The 19,551-nt window shown below is 71.9% G+C and carries 14 protein-coding genes; 12 read left to right on the top strand and 2 right to left on the bottom strand.

Going from position 1 to position 19,551, the window contains the following annotated elements; all coding sequences use genetic code 11:
- Positions 1-2 precede the first annotated feature (2 nt).
- The 11 genes from U742_RS0102800 (at position 3) to trxA (ending at position 16,007) form a co-directional block, all read left to right on the top strand.
- Positions 3-224 (top strand): hypothetical protein, encoded by a 222-nt coding sequence (locus tag U742_RS0102800; protein ID WP_029349828.1) that lies wholly within the window; start codon positions 3-5, stop codon positions 222-224.
- A 208-nt stretch (positions 225-432) separates the two neighbouring features.
- Positions 433-1,683 carry a bifunctional phosphopantothenoylcysteine decarboxylase/phosphopantothenate--cysteine ligase CoaBC gene (coaBC, locus tag U742_RS0102790; protein WP_029349826.1) on the top strand — a complete coding sequence of 417 codons (1,251 nt, stop codon included), beginning with the start codon at positions 433-435 and terminating at the stop codon, positions 1,681-1,683.
- A gap of 17 nt (positions 1,684-1,700) precedes the next feature.
- Positions 1,701-2,153: a dUTP diphosphatase gene (gene dut, locus U742_RS0102785; RefSeq protein WP_197028194.1), complete on the top strand. Its 453-nt coding sequence runs from the start codon at positions 1,701-1,703 to the stop codon at positions 2,151-2,153.
- Between the two features lie 9 nt (positions 2,154-2,162).
- Complete coding sequence (locus U742_RS0102780) at positions 2,163-2,606, top strand: RrF2 family transcriptional regulator (protein ID WP_029349822.1); 444 nt, start codon at positions 2,163-2,165, stop codon at positions 2,604-2,606.
- A 143-nt stretch (positions 2,607-2,749) separates the two neighbouring features.
- A complete protein-coding gene (cysK, locus tag U742_RS0102775; RefSeq protein ID WP_029349820.1) occupies positions 2,750-3,733 on the top strand; it encodes a cysteine synthase A in 984 nt (327 codons plus the stop codon).
- 187 nt (positions 3,734-3,920) lie between these two features.
- Positions 3,921-6,482, top strand: coding sequence for a sensor histidine kinase (locus U742_RS0102770; protein ID WP_029349818.1), 2,562 nt, complete (start codon positions 3,921-3,923; stop codon positions 6,480-6,482).
- A gap of 6 nt (positions 6,483-6,488) precedes the next feature.
- Complete coding sequence (tsaE, locus tag U742_RS0102765; protein WP_029349816.1) at positions 6,489-8,138, top strand: tRNA (adenosine(37)-N6)-threonylcarbamoyltransferase complex ATPase subunit type 1 TsaE; 1,650 nt, start codon at positions 6,489-6,491, stop codon at positions 8,136-8,138.
- The gene (locus U742_RS0102760; RefSeq protein WP_029349814.1) at positions 8,135-8,869 is read left to right on the top strand and encodes a nucleotidyltransferase family protein; all 735 of its coding nucleotides are present in this window, start codon (positions 8,135-8,137) and stop codon (positions 8,867-8,869) included. Before tsaE ends, U742_RS0102760 begins: the two co-directional genes overlap by 4 nt.
- Before the next feature lie 187 nt (positions 8,870-9,056).
- The gene (gene addB, locus U742_RS0102755) at positions 9,057-12,152 is read left to right on the top strand and encodes a double-strand break repair protein AddB (protein WP_248310240.1); all 3,096 of its coding nucleotides are present in this window, start codon (positions 9,057-9,059) and stop codon (positions 12,150-12,152) included.
- Complete coding sequence (gene addA / locus U742_RS0102750; RefSeq protein WP_029349810.1) at positions 12,149-15,607, top strand: double-strand break repair helicase AddA; 3,459 nt, start codon at positions 12,149-12,151, stop codon at positions 15,605-15,607. Before addB ends, addA begins: the two co-directional genes overlap by 4 nt.
- A gap of 79 nt (positions 15,608-15,686) precedes the next feature.
- On the top strand, positions 15,687-16,007 hold the full coding sequence (gene trxA, locus U742_RS0102745; RefSeq protein ID WP_029349809.1) for a thioredoxin: 321 nt from the start codon (positions 15,687-15,689) through the stop codon (positions 16,005-16,007).
- Between the two features lie 70 nt (positions 16,008-16,077).
- On the opposite strand, the gene U742_RS0102740 is transcribed toward trxA, so the two are convergent.
- Both U742_RS0102740 and tal read right to left on the bottom strand, forming a co-directional pair.
- The gene (locus U742_RS0102740; RefSeq protein WP_029349807.1) at positions 16,078-16,836 is read right to left on the bottom strand and encodes a sulfite exporter TauE/SafE family protein; all 759 of its coding nucleotides are present in this window, start codon (positions 16,834-16,836) and stop codon (positions 16,078-16,080) included.
- A gap of 18 nt (positions 16,837-16,854) precedes the next feature.
- Positions 16,855-17,826 carry a transaldolase gene (tal, locus tag U742_RS0102735; protein ID WP_029349805.1) on the bottom strand — a complete coding sequence of 324 codons (972 nt, stop codon included), beginning with the start codon at positions 17,824-17,826 and terminating at the stop codon, positions 16,855-16,857.
- A 278-nt stretch (positions 17,827-18,104) separates the two neighbouring features.
- Here tal and U742_RS0102730 point away from each other — a divergent pair, with 278 nt between their 5' ends.
- Positions 18,105-19,376, top strand: a complete 1,272-nt coding sequence (locus U742_RS0102730) for an O-antigen ligase family protein (RefSeq protein ID WP_051660796.1) — start codon at positions 18,105-18,107, stop codon at positions 19,374-19,376.
- Positions 19,377-19,551: the final 175 nt, after the last annotated feature.

The following is a 19,551-nucleotide window of genomic DNA, read 5'->3' as shown; positions in this document are numbered from 1 at the left end:
CCATGAGCCTCATTCACAACGAGCGCACCAAATTGTCCGCGACCTATCTGAACGGCATCGCCATCGCGGTGATGGCCGTCGGGGGGCTCGGTCCGGTGATCTCGGTGCTGAACGGCGGCTCTGTGCCGGCTTTGGGGGTGGCGGCAGTCAGCATGATTTGCCTTGCAGGCAGCATCTCCCTACATTTCCTTGCGCGACGTCTCCTCGGGAGCCTTGAGCCATGAGCACCGCGGATTTCCTGCTGCTGCTGATCATGCCGGTCGGCGCCCTCGTCGTCGGCGGCATCGTTTATCTGGTCGCTTCGCGCGACCACCATCCCCACGCCGGCGCGGCGGAATGACGGTCCGATCGGCGGTCCCGGCCTGATCGCCTCTGGGCCGCACGGCCGCGCTGCGCTATAGGCCACGCAGGCAAAAAGCGCAGGCTCCCCGCATGCTCACCGGCAAGCGCATCCTTCTCATCATCGGCGGCGGCATCGCCGCCTATAAGAGCCTCGACCTGATCCGCCGCCTGAAGGAGCGCGGCGCGGATGTCCGCGTCGTGATGACCGAGGCGGCGCAGCGCTTCGTGACGCCGCTGGCAGCGGGCGCGCTGTCCCATGGCAAGGTGTTCGCCGAGCTGTTCGACCGCGAAGACGAGCAGGATATCGGCCATATCCGCCTCGCCCGCGAGGCCGACCTCGTCCTCGTCGCGCCGGCGACCGCGGACCTCTTGGCGAAGATGACCCATGGCCTCGCCGGCGACCTCGCCACCGCGGTGCTGCTCGCAACCCGCGCGCCGATCCTCGCCGCGCCGGCGATGAACCCGGCGATGTGGTCGCACCCCACCACCGTGCGCAACGCGGTGCAGCTCGGCGCCGACGGCGTCGTCTTCATCGGCCCGAATGCCGGCGCCATGGCCGAGCGCGGCGAGGACGGCGCGGGACGCATGGCCGAACCCGTCGAGATCGCGGAAGCCGTCGAGCGCCTGCTTGGCACATCGACGCCCGGTCCGCTCGCCGGCCGGCGGGTGCTGGTCACCTCGGGGCCGACGCACGAGCCGATCGACCCGGTGCGCTACATCGCCAACCGCTCCTCCGGCAAGCAGGGCCACGCCATCGCCGCCGCCGCCGCCTCGGCGGGGGCGCAGGTGACACTGGTGTCCGGACCGGTCGGCCTGCCGGACCCGCCCGGCGTCGCGGTCCGCCATGTCGAGACGGCGCGCGAGATGCTGGCGGCGGTGGAAGCGGCGCTGCCGGCGGACGCCGCCATCTTTGCCGCCGCAGTCGCAGACTGGCGTGTGGCCGGCGAGGCCGCCCAGAAGCTCAAGAAGGACGGCACAAGCGTGCCTCCGCTCGCCCTCGTCGAGAACCCCGACATCCTGTCGAGCGTCGCGCATCTGAGCGGCAACCGCCGGCCGCGCCTCGTCGTCGGCTTCGCCGCCGAGACGCACAACGTGATCGCCCATGCACAGGCCAAGCGCGCCCGGAAGGGCTGCGACTGGATCGTCGCCAACGACGTGTCGATGGATGGCGGGGCGGCGAGCGGCATTCCCGGCGGCGTCATGGGCGCCGACAGCAACGCCGTGCACCTCGTCACCGAAGCCGGGGTCGAGCACTGGCCGACCGGCACCAAGACGGAGGTGGCGCGCCGGCTGGTCGCGCGCATCGCCGAAACGCTGAACGCCGCGGAGGCCGCCTCGTGAGTCTGGACGTCCCGGTGATGCGGCTGCCGCACGGCGCCGACCTCCCGCTGCCCGACTATGCCACCGCCGGCGCCGCCGGGCTCGACCTCATCGCCGCGGTGCCGCCCGGCGAGCCGCTGACGCTCGCCCCGCTCGCCCGCGCGGCGGTGCCGACCGGTCTCGCCATCGCCCTGCCGGAAGGCTTCGAGGCGCAGGTGCGGCCGCGCTCCGGCCTGGCGCTCAAGCACGGCGTCACCGTGCTGAACGCCCCGGGCACCGTCGACGCGGATTATCGCGGCGAGATCAAGGTGCTGCTGGTCAATCTCGGCGAGGCCCCCTTCACCGTCGAACGCGGCCAGCGCATCGCGCAGCTCGTCATCGCACCGGTGACGCAGATTCAGCTCTCCGAAACACGTGATTTGGAAAAAACAACACGTGGAAGCGGTGGATTCGGCTCGACAGGCCTCGACGGCAGCAAAATATCGCGCTAGCCAAGGTGCATGCCACGCTTGTCCGACAAGAGCCTGCTCGCCATCGCCGCGGTCGTCGACGTCGCGCTGCACGCGCGCGGCACCCCGGTGGCGGCCAAGGCGCTCGCCGCCCGGCACGAGCTTCCGCCCCGGCATCTGGAGCCCGTGCTGCAGGCTCTGGTGCATGCCGGCGTGCTCAAGGGCGTGCGCGGGCCGCGCGGCGGCTACGAGCTCGCCCGCGAGCGCCGGAGGATCACCGTCGCCGAGGTGGTGCGGGTGGTGGAATCCGAAGCCGAGGACGCGCTCGGCAATTTCCCGCCCATCGTGCGCGATGTGGTCCAGCCGGCGGTCGCGGAGGCCGAGCGCACCTTCGAGGCCGCGCTCGAGGCGGTGACCGTCGAGGAGCTCTGCCGCAAGGCCACGCAGGACGGCGCCAGGCGCGGCCTGGCCGAGGGCATTGATTTCACTATATAGAGCTGTTGAAAATTTCGTTCCTCGACCCCTCGGCGTGAATATGTTAGGCAGGCGGCAACATGCGTCGTGCAAGCTGCCGCCGAATCGCACAGCGGATCCTCGAGAGGGATACGCGGCCCTGAACGGCGGCGTTGGAGGAACAGATGGCCGAGCCCGCGCTCAAGACCGATGCAACCGCCGCCCCCGCCGGACGCGGGCGTGTCTATAACTCGATCACCGAGACCATCGGCGACACCCCTCTCGTGCAGCTCAACCGGCTGCCGGCGCAGCACGGCGTGAAGGCGCGCATCCTCGCCAAGCTCGAATTCTTCAACCCCATCGGCAGCGTGAAGGATCGCATCGGCGTCTCGATGATCGAGGCGATGGAGGAGGCCGGCGTATTGAAGCCGACCACCGTGCTGGTCGAGCCGACCTCGGGCAACACCGGCATCGCCCTCGCCTTCGTGGCGGCCTCGCGCGGCTATCGCCTCATCCTCGTCATGCCGGAATCGATGTCGGTCGAGCGGCGCAAGATGCTGGCCCTGCTCGGCGCCGAGCTGGTGCTGACCCCGGCCGCGCAGGGCATGCGGGGCGCGGTGGCGCGCGCCGAGGAGCTGGTGAAGGAGCTGCCCGACGCCATCATCCCGCAGCAGTTCCGCAATCCGGCCAACCCGGCCGTGCATCGCCGCACCACGGCGGAGGAGATCTGGAACGACACCAACGGGGCGGTCGATGCGGTGGTCGCGGGCGTCGGCACCGGCGGCACCATCACTGGCATCGGCCAGGTGCTGAAGGCGCGCAAGCCGGGTCTGCGCATCGTCGCGGTGGAGCCCGAGGACAGTCCGGTGCTCTCCGGCGGCCAGCCGGGCCCGCACAAGATCCAGGGCATCGGCGCCGGCTTCATTCCGGACGTGCTGGACCGCTCGGTGATCGACGAGGTCGTCACCGTCGGCAACCAGACAGCGTTCGAGACCGCCCGCGCGGTGGCCCGGCTCGAAGGTATCCCGGTCGGCATCTCCTCGGGCGCGGCCATCGCCGCGGCGATCGAGGTCGGCGCGCGTCCGGAGATGGCAGGCAAGACCATCGTCGTGATCATTCCGTCCTTTGCGGAAAGATATCTGTCCACGGCGCTGTTCGAAGGCCTCTGATCGCCCCCCTCGCCCCTTCTAGGGCGAGTCCCCCTTCGCTAAAGTCACGATGATTCGCCTGGGCAGCGACGGCCCGTGCCACGGCTCGCCCCAGCGGGCCGGGGCTGAGGCATCATCGGAGACATTCCCCCGCCGGCAGATGTTCCGGCCGCGAGGAAGGCTCCAGGGAAGGGGGAAGCGGGGCGGAATGGCGCGACCGGCGGGCATGACGGATGCGCGGGACGTCGCCTTTTCGGCGCGGCGACCGGAATGCCGACTGCCGTCCTGGCGCCGCCGCTGGCGAGCGCCTGCGCTCACCACCTCCCTTGCCGGCACGCTGGCGGCCGGAACACTGGCCGCATCCGCCACGCCAGCCTTCGCGTCCGAAACCGTCTCGCGCCTCGCGATGACGCTGGCGCAGCTCGACCGCAGCGCGCTGATCGGCTTCGCCCTGGTGATCGGCGTGATCGCCTTCGCCACCACCACCGCCATCGTGCATGTGCGCTTCCGTGCCCGCACCAGCGCCCGCGAGGCGGCCGCCTTCGGCGAGATCTCCCGCCTCGAGGCGCGGATCGAGGAGGTGCACGCGCTGCTGCTCGCCGAGCCGCAGGTGGTGGTGGTCTGGCGCGACCCGGACACCGAGCCCGAGATCATCGGTAACACCTCGGCCTTCACCGGCGTCGCCGCGCCGACGCGGGTGCTGGCCTTCGGAAGCTGGCTGTCGCCGACCTCCGCCCGCGAGGTGGAGGCCGCGCTCGACCAGCTCCGCCGCCACGGCACGGTGATGTCGGTCGGCCTCGTCGCGCAGGACGGCCGGCATCTGGAAGCCGACGGCCGGCCGGTCGGCAGCGCCGTGGTGCTGCGGCTGCGCGAAGTGACCGGCGCGCGGCTCGCGCTCGCCCGGCTCGCCGAGACGAATGGCCGGCTGGAGGCCGACAGCGCCTCGCTGCGCGCCCTGCTGAACGCCCTGCCGGCGCCCGCCTGGGTGCGCGGCGCGGACGGACGGCTGACCTGGTGCAACGCCGCCTATGCCCATGCGGTCGACGCCGCCGACCCGGAGGACGCCGCCGCGCGCAATCTCGCGCTGCTTGACCAGTCCACCCGGAGCGCCGCCGAGGCGGCGCAGGCGGGAGGCAGAGCCTTCTCCGGCCGCCTGCCGGTGGTGGTCGCCGGGGCGCGCCGCACGCTCGACGTGCTGGAGGTCGCGACGCCGGGTGGCGCGGCGGGCGTCGCGCTCGACGCCACCGAGGCGGAGACGGCGCGGGCCGAGCTGATCCACGCGGTCAGCGCGCACCGGCGCACCTTCGACCAGCTCTCCACCGCGGTCGCCATCTTCGGCCGCGACCAGCGACTGGTGTTCCACAACGCCGCCTATGCGGCGCTGTTCGAGCTCGACCCCGCCTTCCTCGAGGACGGGCCGACCGACACCGCGGTGCTCGACCGGCTGCGGCAGGCCCGCCGCCTGCCCGAGCAGGCGGATTACCGCGCCTGGCGCGACCAGCTCCACGAGGCCTATCGCAGCATCGAGCCGCGCGAGCACTGGTGGCACCTGCCGGGCGGGCGCACGCTGCGCGTCGTCACCGCCCCGAGCCCTGAGGGCGGCGTCACCTATCTGTGCGACGAGGTGACGGAGCGCCTCGCTTTGGAGAGCCGCTACAACGCGCTGATCCGCATCCAGAGCGAGACGCTGGACGGCCTCGCCGAGGCGGTCGCGGTGTTCGGCAGCGACGGCCGGCTCGGGCTGCACAACTCCGCCTTCCTGAAGCTCTGGCGGCTGGCGCCGGCGGCGCTGAGCGAGCGCCCGCACATCGACGCCGTGGTCGCCTCCTGCCGCGCCCTCAGCCGCGACGCCGCCGCCTGGAGCGCGCTGCGCGCCGCGGTGACCGATATCGACGAGCGCTCGCCGGCCGAGTTCCGCATGGAGCGCACCGATGGCGTCATCCTCGACGGCTCCACCCAGCCGCTGCCGGACGGCGGCACGCTGGTCACCTTCCGCGACGTGACGGACAGCGTGAATGTCGAGCGCGCGCTGGTGGAGCGCAACGAGGCGCTGGTCGCCTCCGACCACCTCAAGAACAACTTCGTCAGCCACGTCTCCTACGAGCTGCGCTCGCCGCTGACGACCATCATCGGCTTCGCGCAGCTCCTCGACGACGCCGGCGTCGGCCCGCTGAACCCCAAGCAGCGCGCCTATATCAACCACATCAACGAATCGAGCGCGGCGCTGCTCGCCATCATCAACGACATCCTCGACCTCGCCACCATCGACGCCGGCACCATGACGCTGGAGCTGACCGAGGTGGACGTGCGCGAGGCGATGGAGGCGGCCGCCGAGGGCGTGCGCGACCGCCTCGCCGAGGGCGGCCTCAGGCTGGCGATCGAGGCGCCCGAGCGTGTCGGCAGCTTCCGGGCCGACGCCAAGCGGGTGCGGCAGATCCTCTACAACCTGCTCTCCAATGCGGTGGGCTTCGCGCCCGACGGCTCGACCGTGACGCTCTCCGCCGAGCGCCACCAGGACGCGATGTGGCTCCGGGTGCGCGACCAGGGCCCCGGCGTGCCGCCCGAGCTCGGCGAGCGGGTGTTCGACCGCTTCGAGAGCCGCACCGCCGGCTCGCGCCACCGCGGTGTCGGGCTCGGGCTGTCCATCGTGCGCTCGCTGATGGCGCTGCATGGCGGATCCGTGTCGATCTCCCCCGCGCCCGGGGGCGGCACCGTGGTCACCTGCACCTTCCCGCTCGACAGCCATTCCGGCCGGGCAGCGGCGGAGTAGCGGGCGATGCCTCAGACGACATCGGGCAAGACCGTGACCTGGGACGTGGTGCTTCCGGACGAGAGCGCCACCGCGCGGCTCGCCATGGACGTCGCCGCGATCCTTCAGCCCGGCGACGTGGTGACGCTGCGCGGCGACCTCGGCGCCGGCAAGACGACGCTCGCCCGCGCGGTGCTGCGCGAGATCGCCGGCGATCCGCATATCGAAGTGCCGAGCCCGACCTTCACGCTGGTGCAGAGCTACGAGCTGCCCCGCGCGCGCGTCGTGCACACCGACCTCTACCGCGTCGTCGACCCCTCCGAGCTCGACGAGCTCGGCTTCCCGGAAATCGCCGAGGGCGCCATCCTGCTGGTCGAATGGCCGGAGCGCGCCGGCAACGGGCTGCCGGGCGCCGACCGCCTCGACGTGCAGATCACCCTGCCGCCCGGCGCGGCCCCGAGCGTGCGGCGGCTGCGGCTGGAGGGGCGCGGCCGGCTTGCCGGGGCGCTGCGCCGCATGCGGGCGACGCGGGCGCTGATCGACCTCGCCGGCTTCGGGCCGGCGCGCCGGCACTATCTGCAGGGCGACGCCTCCAGCCGCACCTATGAGCGCCTCGTCGGTGCTCGCCGCACCGCCGTGCTGATGAACGCGCCGCGCCGGCCGGACGGGCCGCCGGTGCAAAACGGCAAGCCCTACAGTCAGATCGCCCATCTCGCCGAGGACGTGAAGCCCTTCGTCGCGCTGGCGCGGGGGCTGAAGGCGCGCGGTTTCTCGGCCCCGGCCATCTATGCCGCCGATCTCGATTCCGGCCTTCTGGTGATCGAGGACCTCGGCACCGAGGGCGTGCTCACCGGCACGCCGCCGGCGCCCGACGCGGAGCGCTACGGCCTGGCGGCCGACGTGCTCTCGGCGCTGCACGCTCTCGACCTGCCCGACCGGCTGCCGGTCAATCCGCAGATCGACCACGTGCTGCCGGCCTATGACATCGCCGCCCTGCTGATCGAGGCCGACCTGCTGCTCGACTGGTATCTGCCGCATCGCAGCGCGCCGGCCCCCTCGGCCGAGGCACGGCAGGCCTTCCACGAGCTGTGGAGCACGGCGCTCGCCGGCTCGCTGGCGCAGAAGCCGGTGTGGGTGCTGCGCGACTACCACTCGCCGAACCTGATGTGGCTGCCCGAGCGCGAGGGGCTGGCGCAGATCGGCCTGCTCGACTTCCAGGACGCGGTGATGGGTCCGGCCGCCTACGACCTCGTCTCGCTGGCGCAGGATGCGCGGGTCGACGTGCCCGAGGACCTCGAGCTCGCCTTGCTCGGCCGCTATGTCGAGGCGCGGCGGGCGCACGACGCCGCATTCGACGTGCGCGGCTTCGTCGCCAGCTACGCCATACTCGGCGCCCAGCGGGCCACCAAGATCCTCGGCATCTTCGCGCGGCTGAACAAGCGCGACGGCAAGCCCCAGTATCTGCGCCACATGCCGCGCATCTGGCGCTATCTGGAACGCTGCCTTGCCTTTCCCGAGCTTGCCGGCGTGAAGGCGTGGTACGACGCCCATGTGCCGGCGGTGCCAGTGCCGCCGACCGAGTCCGTGCCGGCCGCCGCGCCGGGCGGCGCCGACGACGATGCTTCCGCCGAATCCTCCCCGGCGCCGCGCGCCGATACACTGTCCGCTGCGACATGACGCCGATCACGACCGCGATGGTGCTGGCCGCCGGCCTCGGCACCCGCATGCGCCCACTCACCGACACCCGCCCCAAGCCGCTGGTCGAGGTCGACGGCCGGGCGCTGATCGACCATGTGCTCGACCGCCTGGCCGATGCCGGCATCGAGCGGGCGGTGGTCAACCTGCATCACCACGCCGACATGATGGAGCGCCACCTCGCGGAGCGGGTTCGGGCGGGCCGCACGCGCCCCGCGATCGTGCTCTCCGACGAGCGCGACGCGCTGCTCGAGACCGGCGGCGGCATCGTGCGGGCGCTGCCGTTACTCGGCGACGCGCCGTTCCTCTCGATCAACGCCGACACCATCTGGGTCGAGGGCATCCGGCCGAACCTGCCTAGCCTGATCGACGGATTCGATCCCGAGCGGATGGACGCGCTCCTGCTGTGCGCGGCGACCGCCACCTCGATCGGCTATGACGGGCGCGGCGACTTCCTGATGGACGGCGAATCCCGGCTCATCCCGCGCCGCGAGCGGCTGGTGGCGCCGTTCGTCTATGCCGGCGCGGCGGTGCTGAGCCCGAAGCTGTTCGAGGGCGCGCCGGAAGGCCGCTTCTCGCTCACCCGGCTGTTCCACCGCGCCGCCGAGGAAGGCCGGCTGTTCGGGCTCCGCCTCGAAGGCATATGGATGCATGTCGGCACACCCGAGGCGATCGCCGAGGCCGAGGAGGCGATCCGCCGCTCGGTGGATTGAGGGTGCGAGCGGCTGGCCCCCAGCGCACGGAACGCTTGCCCCCGGTTCGACGTCTGGCGAGGTGGGGATGCCCGGATCGAGGTCGGGTATGACGACGTTTTGGACACCATCGCTCCGGCACCGATAGTGTGGATCGGACCACGATCCCTGATTCACACCGGATTGCCGGCCGGGGCCTGAGAACGGAATGGACCAGCTCACCTTCGACATGAAGGAACCGGCGCCGGGCCCAGCCCGCGCGAGCGGCCTGCGCCTCGCCACCATTCCTGCCTCGGCGCCGTTCCTGCCGACGCTGGCCGACGCGCTGCTCGACGGCCGGCTGGTGCCCGGCTTCGCGCCGCGCGGCGACCCGCTGGCGCTCGCCTCGGCGACGCTCTACCTGCCGACCCGGCGCGCCGGGCGGCTGTTCGCCGACGCGCTGGTCGCGCGCATGCCGGGCGGCGTCGCGCTGCTGCCGCGCATCGTGCCGCTCGGCGACGTCGACGAGGACGCCCTCGCCTTCGCCGAGGACCGCACCGAGCCGCCGACGCCGATTCCCGGCACCACGCGGCGCCTCGCGCTGGCGAGCCTCGTGGCGCGCTGGCGTTCGCTGCTGCGCGACGATGACGGGCGGCAGGCGGTCGCCTCCGGCCCGGGCGCCGAGCTGGCGCTCGCCGACGCGCTGGCGAGCCTCGTCGACGAGATGGCGGCGCAGGAGATCGCCTGGTCGCGGCTCGACACGCTGGTGCCGGGCGAGCACGACCGCTACTGGGACATGGCGCTCGACTTCCTGAAGATCGCGCGCGAGGCGTGGCCGGCGCTGCTGGCCGCGCTCAAGGCGGTGGACGCCAGCGTGCGCCGCGACCGGCTGATCGGCGAGGAGGCGGCGCGGCTCGCCGCGCTCGGGCCGGAAGCCGGGCCGGTGATCGCGGCGGGGTCGACCGGCTCCATGCCCGCCACCGCCCGGCTGCTCGCCGCGGTCGCCCGCCTGCCGCGCGGCTGCGTGGTGCTGCCGGGCCTCGACACCTATCTCGACGATGCCGCCTTCTCGGCGCTGACCGACGCCGACGCGCCGGCGCCCAGCCATCCGCAATACGGCCTCGGCCGGCTGCTCGGAGTGATGGGGGCGCGGCGCGAGGAGGTCGAGGCGCTGGCGCCGCCGGCGCCGCACGGGCGCGAGGCGCTGCTCTCCGAGGCGCTGCGGCCGGCGCAGACCACAGAGGCCTGGGCCAGCCTCGGCGAGCGCCTGCCGGCCGCCGCCATCGACGCGGCGCTTTCGGGCATCGCGGTGATCGAGGCCAATGACGGGCGCGAGGAGGCGCTCGCCATCGCACTGGCGTTGCGCGAGGCGCTGGAGACGCCCGGCCGCACGGCGGCGCTGGTGACGCCGGACCGCGACCTCGCCCGGCGCGTCGCCGCCGAGCTGCTGCGCTTCTCCATCCGCATCGACGATTCCGCCGGCGAGCCGCTGTCCGAGAGCAGCATTGGCCGCTTCGCGCGCCTCGTCGCCGACGTCGCGGCGGAACGGCTCGCGCCGATCACGCTGATCGCGCTGCTCCGCCATCCCGCCGCGCGCTTCGGGCTGGAGCCGGAGGCGCTGGCGCGGGCCGTCGACGCGCTGGAGCTGATGGTGCTGCGGGGGCCACGGCCGGCGGCCGGCACGGCCGGTCTGGTCGCGGCGGCGGCCGGGTTCGATCCCACCGACTTCCATCCGAGCGACCCGCGCGCTGGCGTCGACGCCGAGACCAAGGCGCGCGCGGTCGACCTCGCGGCGCGGATCGCGGCGGCGTTCGCGCCGCTCGACGCCTGCGTGCAGGGCCGGCACGGCTTCGGCGCGCTGGTGAACGCCCATCGCGCGGCGCTGGAGGCCGCCGGCGGGCTCCTTGACGCGACGGACATGGCGCAGCGCGAGCTCGCCGGCGCCTTCGACGCGATGAGCGAGGGCGCGCCGCTGGCGCCGGAGATGTCGCTCGCCGACTATGCCGCCGCGGTGCCGATGCTGCTGTCCGACCGCCCGGTGCGCCCGCTGTTCGACACCGAGGCGCGGCTACGCATCCTCGGGCCGCTGGAGGCTCGCCTCGTCTCCGTCGACCGCATGATCCTCGGCGGGCTGACCGAGGACGGCTGGCCGGCGGCGGTCACCACCGACCCGTGGCTGTCGCGCCCGATGCGCGCGGCGCTCGGCCTCGAGGCGCCGGAGCGCCGCATCGGCCTGTCCGCCCACGACTTCGCGCAGGGCTGCGGCGCGCCGGAGCTGATCCTCACCCATCCGGCCAAGCTCGGCGGCGCGCCGAGCGTGCCCTCGCGCTTCCTGCAGCGGCTGGCGGCGGTGGCGGGGCAGGCGCGCTGGAACGCGGCGGTGGCGCGCGGGGCGCGCTGGCGCCGCCTCGCGGGCGCGCTCGACGCGGAGCCGGAGGTGCCGCGCGTGCCGCGCCCGGCCCCCGCGCCTGCGGTGGAGTTGCGGCCGACGCGGCTCTCGGTCACCGAGATCGAGACCTGGCTGCGCGACCCCTATGCGATCTATGCCCGCCACGTGCTGAAGCTCTCGCCGCTGGAGGAGCTCGACGCGGCGCCCGGCGCGGCGGAACGCGGCAGCGCCATGCACGAGGCGCTCGGCCGCTTCGCCCAGCTTCACCCCGAGACGCTTCCCGCCGATGCCGAGGCAGTGCTGCGGCGCCTCGGCGAGGAGGCTTTCGCGCCGCTCAGGGCCTATCCGGCCGAGCATGCGCTGTGGTGGGCGCGCTTCGAGCGGCTGGTCCCCGCCTATATCGCCTGGGAGCGCGAGCGCCGACGACAGGTCGCGCGCATCGTCGCGGAGACCCACGGCCGGCTCCCGCTCGCCGGCACGCGCGGGCCCTTCGTGCTCTCCGGACGCGCCGACCGCATCGAGCTGCGGCGCGACGGCACGCTCGGCATCGTCGACTTCAAGACCGGCGCGACGCCGACCGCCAAGCAGACCAGCGCGAAATACTCGCCGCAGCTACCGCTGGAGGCCGCGATGGCGCGGGCCGACGGCTTCCGGGACGTCCCGGCGCTGCCGGCTGCCGCGCTCGACTATGTGCCGCTGCTGCGCCGCACAGCCGCTCTGCCCACGGTGAGCGCGCTCGTCGAGGGCCGAAGCGCCATCGAGCTTGCCGAGGAGACGCTGGAGCGGCTGCTGTCGCTGGTGCACGCCTTCGAGAACCCTTCGCAGGGCTATGCCGCGCTGACGCGCCCGATGTTCCGCAAGCAGTTCGGCGACTACGGCCATCTCGCGCGGGTGAAGGAATGGTCGGTCGGCGGCGACGAGGAGGCCGGCGAATGAACGCACCCGCACCGGCATCGGCCGCCATCGAGGCGGCGACGGCGCTGCAGAGCCGCGCTTCGGACCCCGCCATCTCGGCCTGGGTGTCGGCCAATGCCGGCTCCGGCAAGACGCATGTGCTGGCGCGCCGGGTGATCCGGCTGCTGCTGGGCGGCGTGCCGCCGGGGCGCATATTGTGCCTCACCTACACCAAGGCGGCGGCCGCCAACATGGCGAACCGGGTGCTCGACGAGCTGCGCCGCTGGGTGACGCTTGACGATGAGACGCTCGACGCGGCGATCCGCGCCACCGACGGCGCGCCGAGCCAGACCCCGGCCCCCGAGCGGCGGGCGCGGGCGCGCCGGCTGTTCGCCGCCGCGCTGGAGACGCCGGGAGGCCTGAAGATCCAGACCATCCACGCCTTCTGCGGCCAGCTTCTGCACCGCTTCCCCTTCGAGGCCGGTGTGCCGGCCGGCTTCGGCACGCTGGAGAACGGCGCGGAGCTCGAACTGCTCGCCCGCGTGCGCACCGAGGTGGTGCTGGAGGCCGCCGGCGCGCCCGACAGCCCGCTCGGGCGCGCTTTCGCGCTGATCGTCGAGGAGATGTCGGACGGCGGCATCGACAAGCTGGTCGCCGGCCTGATCGCCGAGCCGGACGCGCTGGACGCGAGCGAGGACGACGTCCGCCGGCTGGTCGGCTGCACGAGCCCGGAATGCGCCGAGGAGATCGAGCGCCGCATCGTCGGCGGGGCGCTGATCCCGCACGCCGAATGGCGTCCGCTTGGGCAGGTGTTCATGCAGCTCGACGGGCGCATCACCGAGCGCGGCGCCGCCCTCGTCGCCGCCGCGCTTGCCGGGGAGGAGGAACGCGCCGGACGCTACGCCGAGGTCTTCCTCACCAAGGACAGCAAGCCTCGTGCTGACAGCCAGTTCGGCAAGGCCGAAATCCGCGCCGACTATCCCGTGCTGCTCACCGAGCGCGATCGCATCGGTCGGCTGATGGAGCAGATCACCGCCGCCCGGGCCGCCGAGCGCAGCATCGCGGCGCTGACCATCGCCCGCGCGGCGGTCGCCCGCTACGAGACGGCCAAGCGCGCGCGCGGCGTGCTCGATTTCGGCGACCTCATCAAGGCGGCGCGCAAGCTGCTCGGCTCGGGCGCCTCGGCCTGGGTGCACTACAAGCTCGATCAGGGCATCGACCATGTGCTGCTCGACGAGGCGCAGGACACCAGCCCCGAGCAGTGGGAGGTGATCCGCCCGCTGGTCGCCGAGTTCTTCGCCGGCGCCGGCGCGCACACCGAGACCCGCACGCTGTTCGTGGTCGGCGACGAGAAGCAGTCGATCTTCTCCTTCCAGGGCGCCGATCCGCGCCGCTTCAACGCGATGCGCGAGGAACTGGCGCGGACGGCGCCAGCGGCGAGCTTCGACCATGTGAAGCTGCGCCACTCCTTCCGCTCGGCGCCCGGCATCATGGCGGCGGTGGACACGGTGTTCGGACGCGAGGAGGCGTTTCACGGCCTCACCGCCGAGCCGGAAGCGACCAGCCACGAGGCGGTGCGCAACATGCCCTCCCTGGTCGAGATATGGACGCCGGAGGCGCCGGGCGAGAAAGCCGAGGTCGACGCGTGGCAGAAGCCGCTCGACGCGCCGCGCGAGGACGACCCGAAGACGCGTCTCGCCCGCAACATCGCGGCGCATATCGGTGCCTATGTGAAGGTCCCGCTGCCGCTCGCCGCGCGCGATGCCGAGGGCTCCCGCGCGGCGCGGCCGGGCGACTTCCTCATTCTGGTGCGGCGGCGCGACGCGCTGTTCGAGGCGATCATCCGCGAGCTCAAGAACGCCGGCGTTCCGGTCGCCGGCGCCGACCGCCTCATCGTCGCCGAGCACATCGCGGTGATGGACCTGATGGCGCTCGGCGACGCGCTGGTCTCGCCGGATGACGAGCTCTCCCTTGCCTGCGCGCTGAAGAGCCCGCTCTTCGGCCTCGACGACAACGACCTGATCGCGCTGTGCGCCCGCCGCACCGCACGGCTCGGCGAGACGCTGCGCGCCCGCGCCGGTGAAAAGTCGAGTTGGGGTGCGGCGGCGGCCATGCTGGAGCGGCTCAGGCCCGATGCGCTGGCGCTGCGCCCGTTCGATTTCTACGCCCGCGTGCTCGGCCGCGAGCGCGGCCGCGCGAAGATGCTGGCGCGGCTCGGCGAGGAAGCGGCGGACGCGCTCGACGAGATGCTGGCGCTCGCCCGCACCTATGAGCGGGTCGAGACGCCCTCGCTGCCGGGCTTCCTCGCCTTCCTGCGGCGCGGCGGCGCCGACACCAAGCGCGACATGGAGGCCGGGCGCGACGAGGTGCGGGTGATGACGGTGCACGGGGCCAAGGGGCTGGAGGCGCCCTATGTGATCCTCGCCGACACCACCACGCTACCCAACGCCCGCAACGACGACGGCCTCATCAAGGCGGAGACGGAAAGCGGGCGCCGAGTCGCGCTGCTGGCACCGAGCAAAAAGACCGACACGCCGGCACTCGCCACGCTGCGCGATCGGCTGACCGCCGCGGCCCATGAGGAATATCGCCGGCTGCTCTATGTCGCGCTCACCCGCGCGGAGACCGCGCTGGTGGTGTGCGGCGCCGACGGCCGAAATCAGCGCCGGCCGGAATGCTGGTACGAGCTGGTGCGCGCCGCTCTCGCCGCCGAGGCGGTCGAGGCGCCCGCCATCGGCTTCGACGGACAGGTGCTGCGCTGGCGCCCGCAGCCGCAGGGCTCCGGCGCGCCCGGAAGCGCTCCCTCCGCAGCCCCGCCCATGGAGACGCTGGCGGCCGAGGAGCGGCATATGCTCGAGCGGATGCTCCGCCCGGTCGCCGCCTCGACGCCGCCGCGCCGGGTCGTGCCCTCGGCGCTGGAGACACAGGATCAGGCTCCCAGAGCGGCCTCCGCCCGTTCGGCGGCGGACCGGCTGGCGGCCGCCCATTCGCTGCGGCGCGGCGACCTCGTACACCGGCTGCTCGCCGGCCTGCCCGGCATCGAGCCGCCGCAGCGGCGCGAGGCCGGCGGACGCCTGCTCGCCAACCTCGCCGCCGATCTCGGCGACGACATCCGCGCGGAGCTGGTGGAGGAGGCGCTGGCGACGCTCGACCATCCGGCGCTGGCCAAGCTGTTCGCGCCCGGCAGCCGTGCCGAGGTGCCGGTCGCCGGCGAGATCGCGCCCGGCGTCACCGTGTCGGGCCGAATCGACCGCGTGCATGTCGCGGCCGACCGGGTCCTGATCGCAGACTTCAAGACCGATGCGCGCCCCCCGCAGGCGGCAGGGCAGGTTCCCGCCACGCACAGGGCGCAGCTCGCCCTCTATGCACACCTCATCGGAAAGCTGTTTCCCGACAGGGCGATAGACGCCGTTCTGGTCTATACGGCGGGGCCGGTGGTGCATGAGGTGCTGCGCGAGGCGGTCGCGGCGGCGGTCTCTTCCCTCACGTCGGAGTGACGGCGCCTTGACGGCCCCGGTAGGCACTACCTACCTTTCAGCCAACTCTCTCCAATCTGTTTTCCGGAAAGGTTGCGCCATGGGCGTCGAAAAAGTGTCGGACCAGTCCTTCGAGTCCGACGTCATCAAGTCCTCCGAACCGGTGCTGGTCGATTTCTGGGCCGAGTGGTGCGGTCCCTGCCGCATGGTCGCCCCGGTGCTCGACGAGGTCGCCGGCGAGCTCGACGGCAAGCTGAAGATCGTCAAGCTGAACGTCGACGAGAACCCGGCCACCGCCTCGAAATACGGCATCATGTCGATCCCGACGCTGCTGCTGTTCAAGGACGGCAAGCTCGCCTCGCGGCAGGTCGGCGCCGCGCCGAAGGCGAAGCTGGTGCAGTGGATCAACAGCGCGATCTGATCGCGGCCAGCGACCCAGTCATACTGACGAGCCCCGGAACGGTCCTCCGCTCCGGGGTTTTTCGTTGCGTTCAGGCTCCCGCGAAGCTGCGCAGGGCGTCGTAGAGCAGCTTCAGCGAGAGCAGGAACAGCGCCGCCATCACCAGGCGGTAGAACAGCCGCTCGGGGATGGTGCGGGTCAGGCGCACGCCGACGAAGGTGGCGACGATCGCCACCGGCATCACCAGCAGCGCGACCTTGAGATTGCCGGGGGAGAACTGCCCCAGGGCCCAATAGGGCGGCACCTTCATCCAGTTGATCGCCGCGAACAAGATCGTCGAGGTGCCGGCATAGACCATCTTCGGCAGCCGCTGCGGCACCACATACATCTGGTAGGGCGGTCCGCCCGCGTGGGTGACGAAGCTGGTGAAGCCGGCCACCGCGCCCCAGAACAGCCCGCGCGGCACGTCGGCCCGGTGCGGCTCCGCCGAGCGCCGGCCGAACCAGCTCGCGAGGCAGAAGCTCACCCCGATGATCCCGACCATCAGCAGCACGAACGCCTCGGAGACGATCGAGGCGGTGGCCCAGCCGACGGCGATGCCGACCGCCGCGCTGGGAGCGAGTATGGCGAGGTTGCGCCCGGAATATTCGCGCCGGTAGGCCCAGACGCCGAACATGTCGCTGACCACATAGACCGGCAGCAGCAGGCCGGCGGCGGCGATCGGCGGCATCACCAGCGAGAGGATCGGCACCGCGAGCATGCCGATCATCGGCACGCCACCCTTGCCGGTTCCGACGGCGAAGGCCGCCGCGCCCGCGGCGAGCGCGAAGGCGATGTCGGGACCCATCATGGCGATCGAGCGGGGCGGTCAGGCCGCCTGCGCCGCCTCCAGTCGCTTGGCGACGAGCACGCGCAGCTCGCGCAGGTCCTTGACGAACTGGCGGATACCTTCCGAAAGCTTCTCGGTCGCCATCGCGTCCTCGTTCAGCGCGAAGCGGAACGCCTTCTCGTCGAGCGCGAGGCGGGCCGGGGCGCCTTCCGTCCGCGACGGATCGAGCCGGCGCGGCAGTGCTCCCTCGTCGGCGGCGAGCTCATCGAGCAGGCCCGGCCCGATGGTGAGCCGGTCGCAGCCCGCCAGCGCCTCGATCTCGCCGGTGTTGCGGAAGGAGGCGCCCATCACCACGGTGGGGATGCCGTGCTTCTTGTAATAGGCATAAATCTGCCGCACCGAGACGACGCCGGGATCGGTCTCGGCGGTGAACGGCCCGCCGCCCGCCTTGACGTGCCAGTCGAGGATGCGCCCGACGAAGGGCGAGATGAGGAAGGCGCCGGCATCCGCGCAGGCCGCCGCCTGGGCGAGCGCGAAGAGCAGCGTCATGTTGCAGTCGATGCCCTCCTTCTGGAGAACCTCCGCCGCGCGGATGCCCTCCCAGGTCGAGGCGATCTTGATGAGGATGCGCTCGCGGCCGACGCCGCGCTCGGCATAGGCGGCGATGAGCGCGCGCGCCTTGGCGATGCTCGCCTCGGTATCGAAGGAAAGGTCGGCATCGACCTCGGTCGAGACGCGGCCCGGCACGATGCCCGCGAGCTCGGCGCCGAAATTGACCGCGAGCCGGTCGCAGACCGCCCGCACCACCGCCTCGCGCGCGCCGGACTGCCGGCGGCCCCACGCGATCGCCTCGTCCACCAGCGGCGCATAGGCCGCGATCCCCGCCGCCTTCAGCAGCAGGGTCGGATTGGTCGTGCAATCCTGCGGCTTCAGGCGCCGGACCGCTTCGATGTCGCCGGTATCGGCGACCACCACGGTCATCGCACGAAGCTGGTCGAGCTTTGAAGGCATGCCTGTTCTTCCTTCGCAATGGCCGGCGCGGACCGCGCGGCGCACCGTCTCTTCGCATATGTTCTATTGGAGAATATAGCGCCCTGCCGGCCGGATCACAGCTACGGCGTCGGCTTTTTGAGGCGGATGGGCGCAGCCCGCGGCAAGCGGGGCGCGCGACAAAGCGATCGTGAAGCGCAACGCGTTCTTAAAGCGTGTATGCGATACGACCGTCATCGGCTCGCCCGGGCGCTCCCCGACGGCGAGACCCGCCCGGCGAACCGCAGGATGATCCCGCGATGGCGCAGACCAATCCCGAATTCGACAGGATCGCGCCCTACATCCCGGCGCGGATCAGCGTCGACAGCCTCGTCGACGGCTGCCTCGCCTTCGCGCTGCTCATCAGCTTCTTGGTGTTCATCGAGCCGGCGCCCTACGAGGTCGCCGTCCTGATCGTCGGGATCGCCCTGTTCCTGGCGCGTGCGCCTATACCCCGCGCCCTGGCACCGCTCATTCTCACGCTCGGCCTGCTGGCGGTGTTCGGCGCCTTCTCGGCGCTGCAGGTGGTGTTCGATTCCAAGGCGATCATGTACTACCTGATCACCGTCTATTTCGAGATCTCCGTCGTCATCTTCGCGGTCGCCTTCGCGCAGCATCCGGAGCGGCGGTTGGCCGTGCTGGAGCGCTGGTACATACGGGCGGCTGTGCTCGCCGCGCTTCTCGGCATCATCGGCTATTTCGCCACGCCCAAGGGCGGCGAGAGCCTGCTGCTGCTCGCCGGACGGGCCAAGGCGACGTTCAAGGACCCGAACGTGTACGGGCCCTTCCTCGTCCTGCCGGTCCTCTTCCTCCTGCAGAGGATCATCTATGACCGCTTCCGGCTGAGCACCGTCATCACCATACTGGTCATTCTGCTCGGGCTCTTCCTGTCCTTCTCCCGCGGTGCGTGGGGCCATCTCGCCGGTTCCGGCGGCATCATGCTGGCCCTGATGTTCTTCACCAATCGCGACCCGATGTTCCGCCTCAGGCTGATCAACCTGTCAGTTCTCGGGGTGCTCTGCATCGCGGCCCTGCTGGCGCTGCTGCTGTCGTTCAGCTCGCTGAGCGCCATGTTCACGGAGCGCGTCAATCTCACCAATTATTACGACCAGGGCGAAGCCGGGCGCTTCGGCAACCAGCTACGCGGCTTCCTGACCATCTTCGACTACCCGAACGGCACCGGTCCGCGCCAGTTCAAGATCATGTTCGGCAACGACCCGCACAACACCTATCTCGCCGCCTTCTACGCCTATGGCTGGGGCGGCGGCATCGCCTACGCCGTTCTGGTCGCGCTCACGCTCTGGATCGGTCTGAAGGGGGCGCTGGTGAAGACCCCGTGGCAGGCGGGCCTGATCGCCATCTACGGGACCTATGTGGGTGATGCGCTGGAGAGCTTCATCATCGACACCGACCACTGGCGGCACTATTTCCTGCTGATGGGCGGCGTGTGGGGCTTCGCGGTCGCCTCGCTGCGGGCACGGGCGCAGCAGACACCGAGAATGCAGCAGGCGCCGAGTCCATCGCCTTCGTAGCCCGCATGATCGTTTGCCGGCGCCGCTTCAATCAGGCTTCGCCTTGATTCCACACTGAAATACCGGGCCGACATCGCCACCGACCCGGTCCGTGGCCGAATCAGTCTGCAATCCTGGCCGGGGCTGAACCGGACGGGATGCCGGCATCGGCGCCGCATGCGGCGTCCCTCGACTT

The organism is Allobosea sp. 117 (genome assembly GCF_000702305.1).
Lineage (GTDB): Bacteria > Pseudomonadota > Alphaproteobacteria > Rhizobiales > Xanthobacteraceae > Ancylobacter.
The sequence above is the reverse complement of the archived record's forward strand: the minus strand, read 5'-3'. Positions and strand labels throughout refer to the sequence as shown.

Excerpts from the sequence above, each read along its gene's own strand:
- addB (WP_248310240.1), top strand. The coding sequence starts at position 9,057 with ATGGACCAGCTCACCTTCGACATGAAGGAACCGGCGCCGGGCCCAGCC.
- dut (WP_197028194.1), top strand. The coding sequence starts at position 1,701 with ATGCGGCTGCCGCACGGCGCCGACCTCCCGCTGCCCGACTATGCCACC.
- tal (WP_029349805.1), bottom strand. The coding sequence starts at position 17,826 with ATGCCTTCAAAGCTCGACCAGCTTCGTGCGATGACCGTGGTGGTCGCC.
- U742_RS0102770 (WP_029349818.1), top strand. The coding sequence starts at position 3,921 with ATGGCGCGACCGGCGGGCATGACGGATGCGCGGGACGTCGCCTTTTCG.
- U742_RS0102740 (WP_029349807.1), bottom strand. The coding sequence starts at position 16,836 with ATGATGGGTCCCGACATCGCCTTCGCGCTCGCCGCGGGCGCGGCGGCC.
- U742_RS0102780 (WP_029349822.1), top strand. The coding sequence starts at position 2,163 with ATGCCACGCTTGTCCGACAAGAGCCTGCTCGCCATCGCCGCGGTCGTC.
- cysK (WP_029349820.1), top strand. The coding sequence starts at position 2,750 with ATGGCCGAGCCCGCGCTCAAGACCGATGCAACCGCCGCCCCCGCCGGA.
- trxA (WP_029349809.1), top strand. The coding sequence starts at position 15,687 with ATGGGCGTCGAAAAAGTGTCGGACCAGTCCTTCGAGTCCGACGTCATC.
- tsaE (WP_029349816.1), top strand. The coding sequence starts at position 6,489 with ATGCCTCAGACGACATCGGGCAAGACCGTGACCTGGGACGTGGTGCTT.
- U742_RS0102800 (WP_029349828.1), top strand. The coding sequence starts at position 3 with ATGAGCCTCATTCACAACGAGCGCACCAAATTGTCCGCGACCTATCTG.
- U742_RS0102730 (WP_051660796.1), top strand. The coding sequence starts at position 18,105 with ATGGCGCAGACCAATCCCGAATTCGACAGGATCGCGCCCTACATCCCG.
- coaBC (WP_029349826.1), top strand. The coding sequence starts at position 433 with ATGCTCACCGGCAAGCGCATCCTTCTCATCATCGGCGGCGGCATCGCC.
- addA (WP_029349810.1), top strand. The coding sequence starts at position 12,149 with ATGAACGCACCCGCACCGGCATCGGCCGCCATCGAGGCGGCGACGGCG.
- U742_RS0102760 (WP_029349814.1), top strand. The coding sequence starts at position 8,135 with ATGACGCCGATCACGACCGCGATGGTGCTGGCCGCCGGCCTCGGCACC.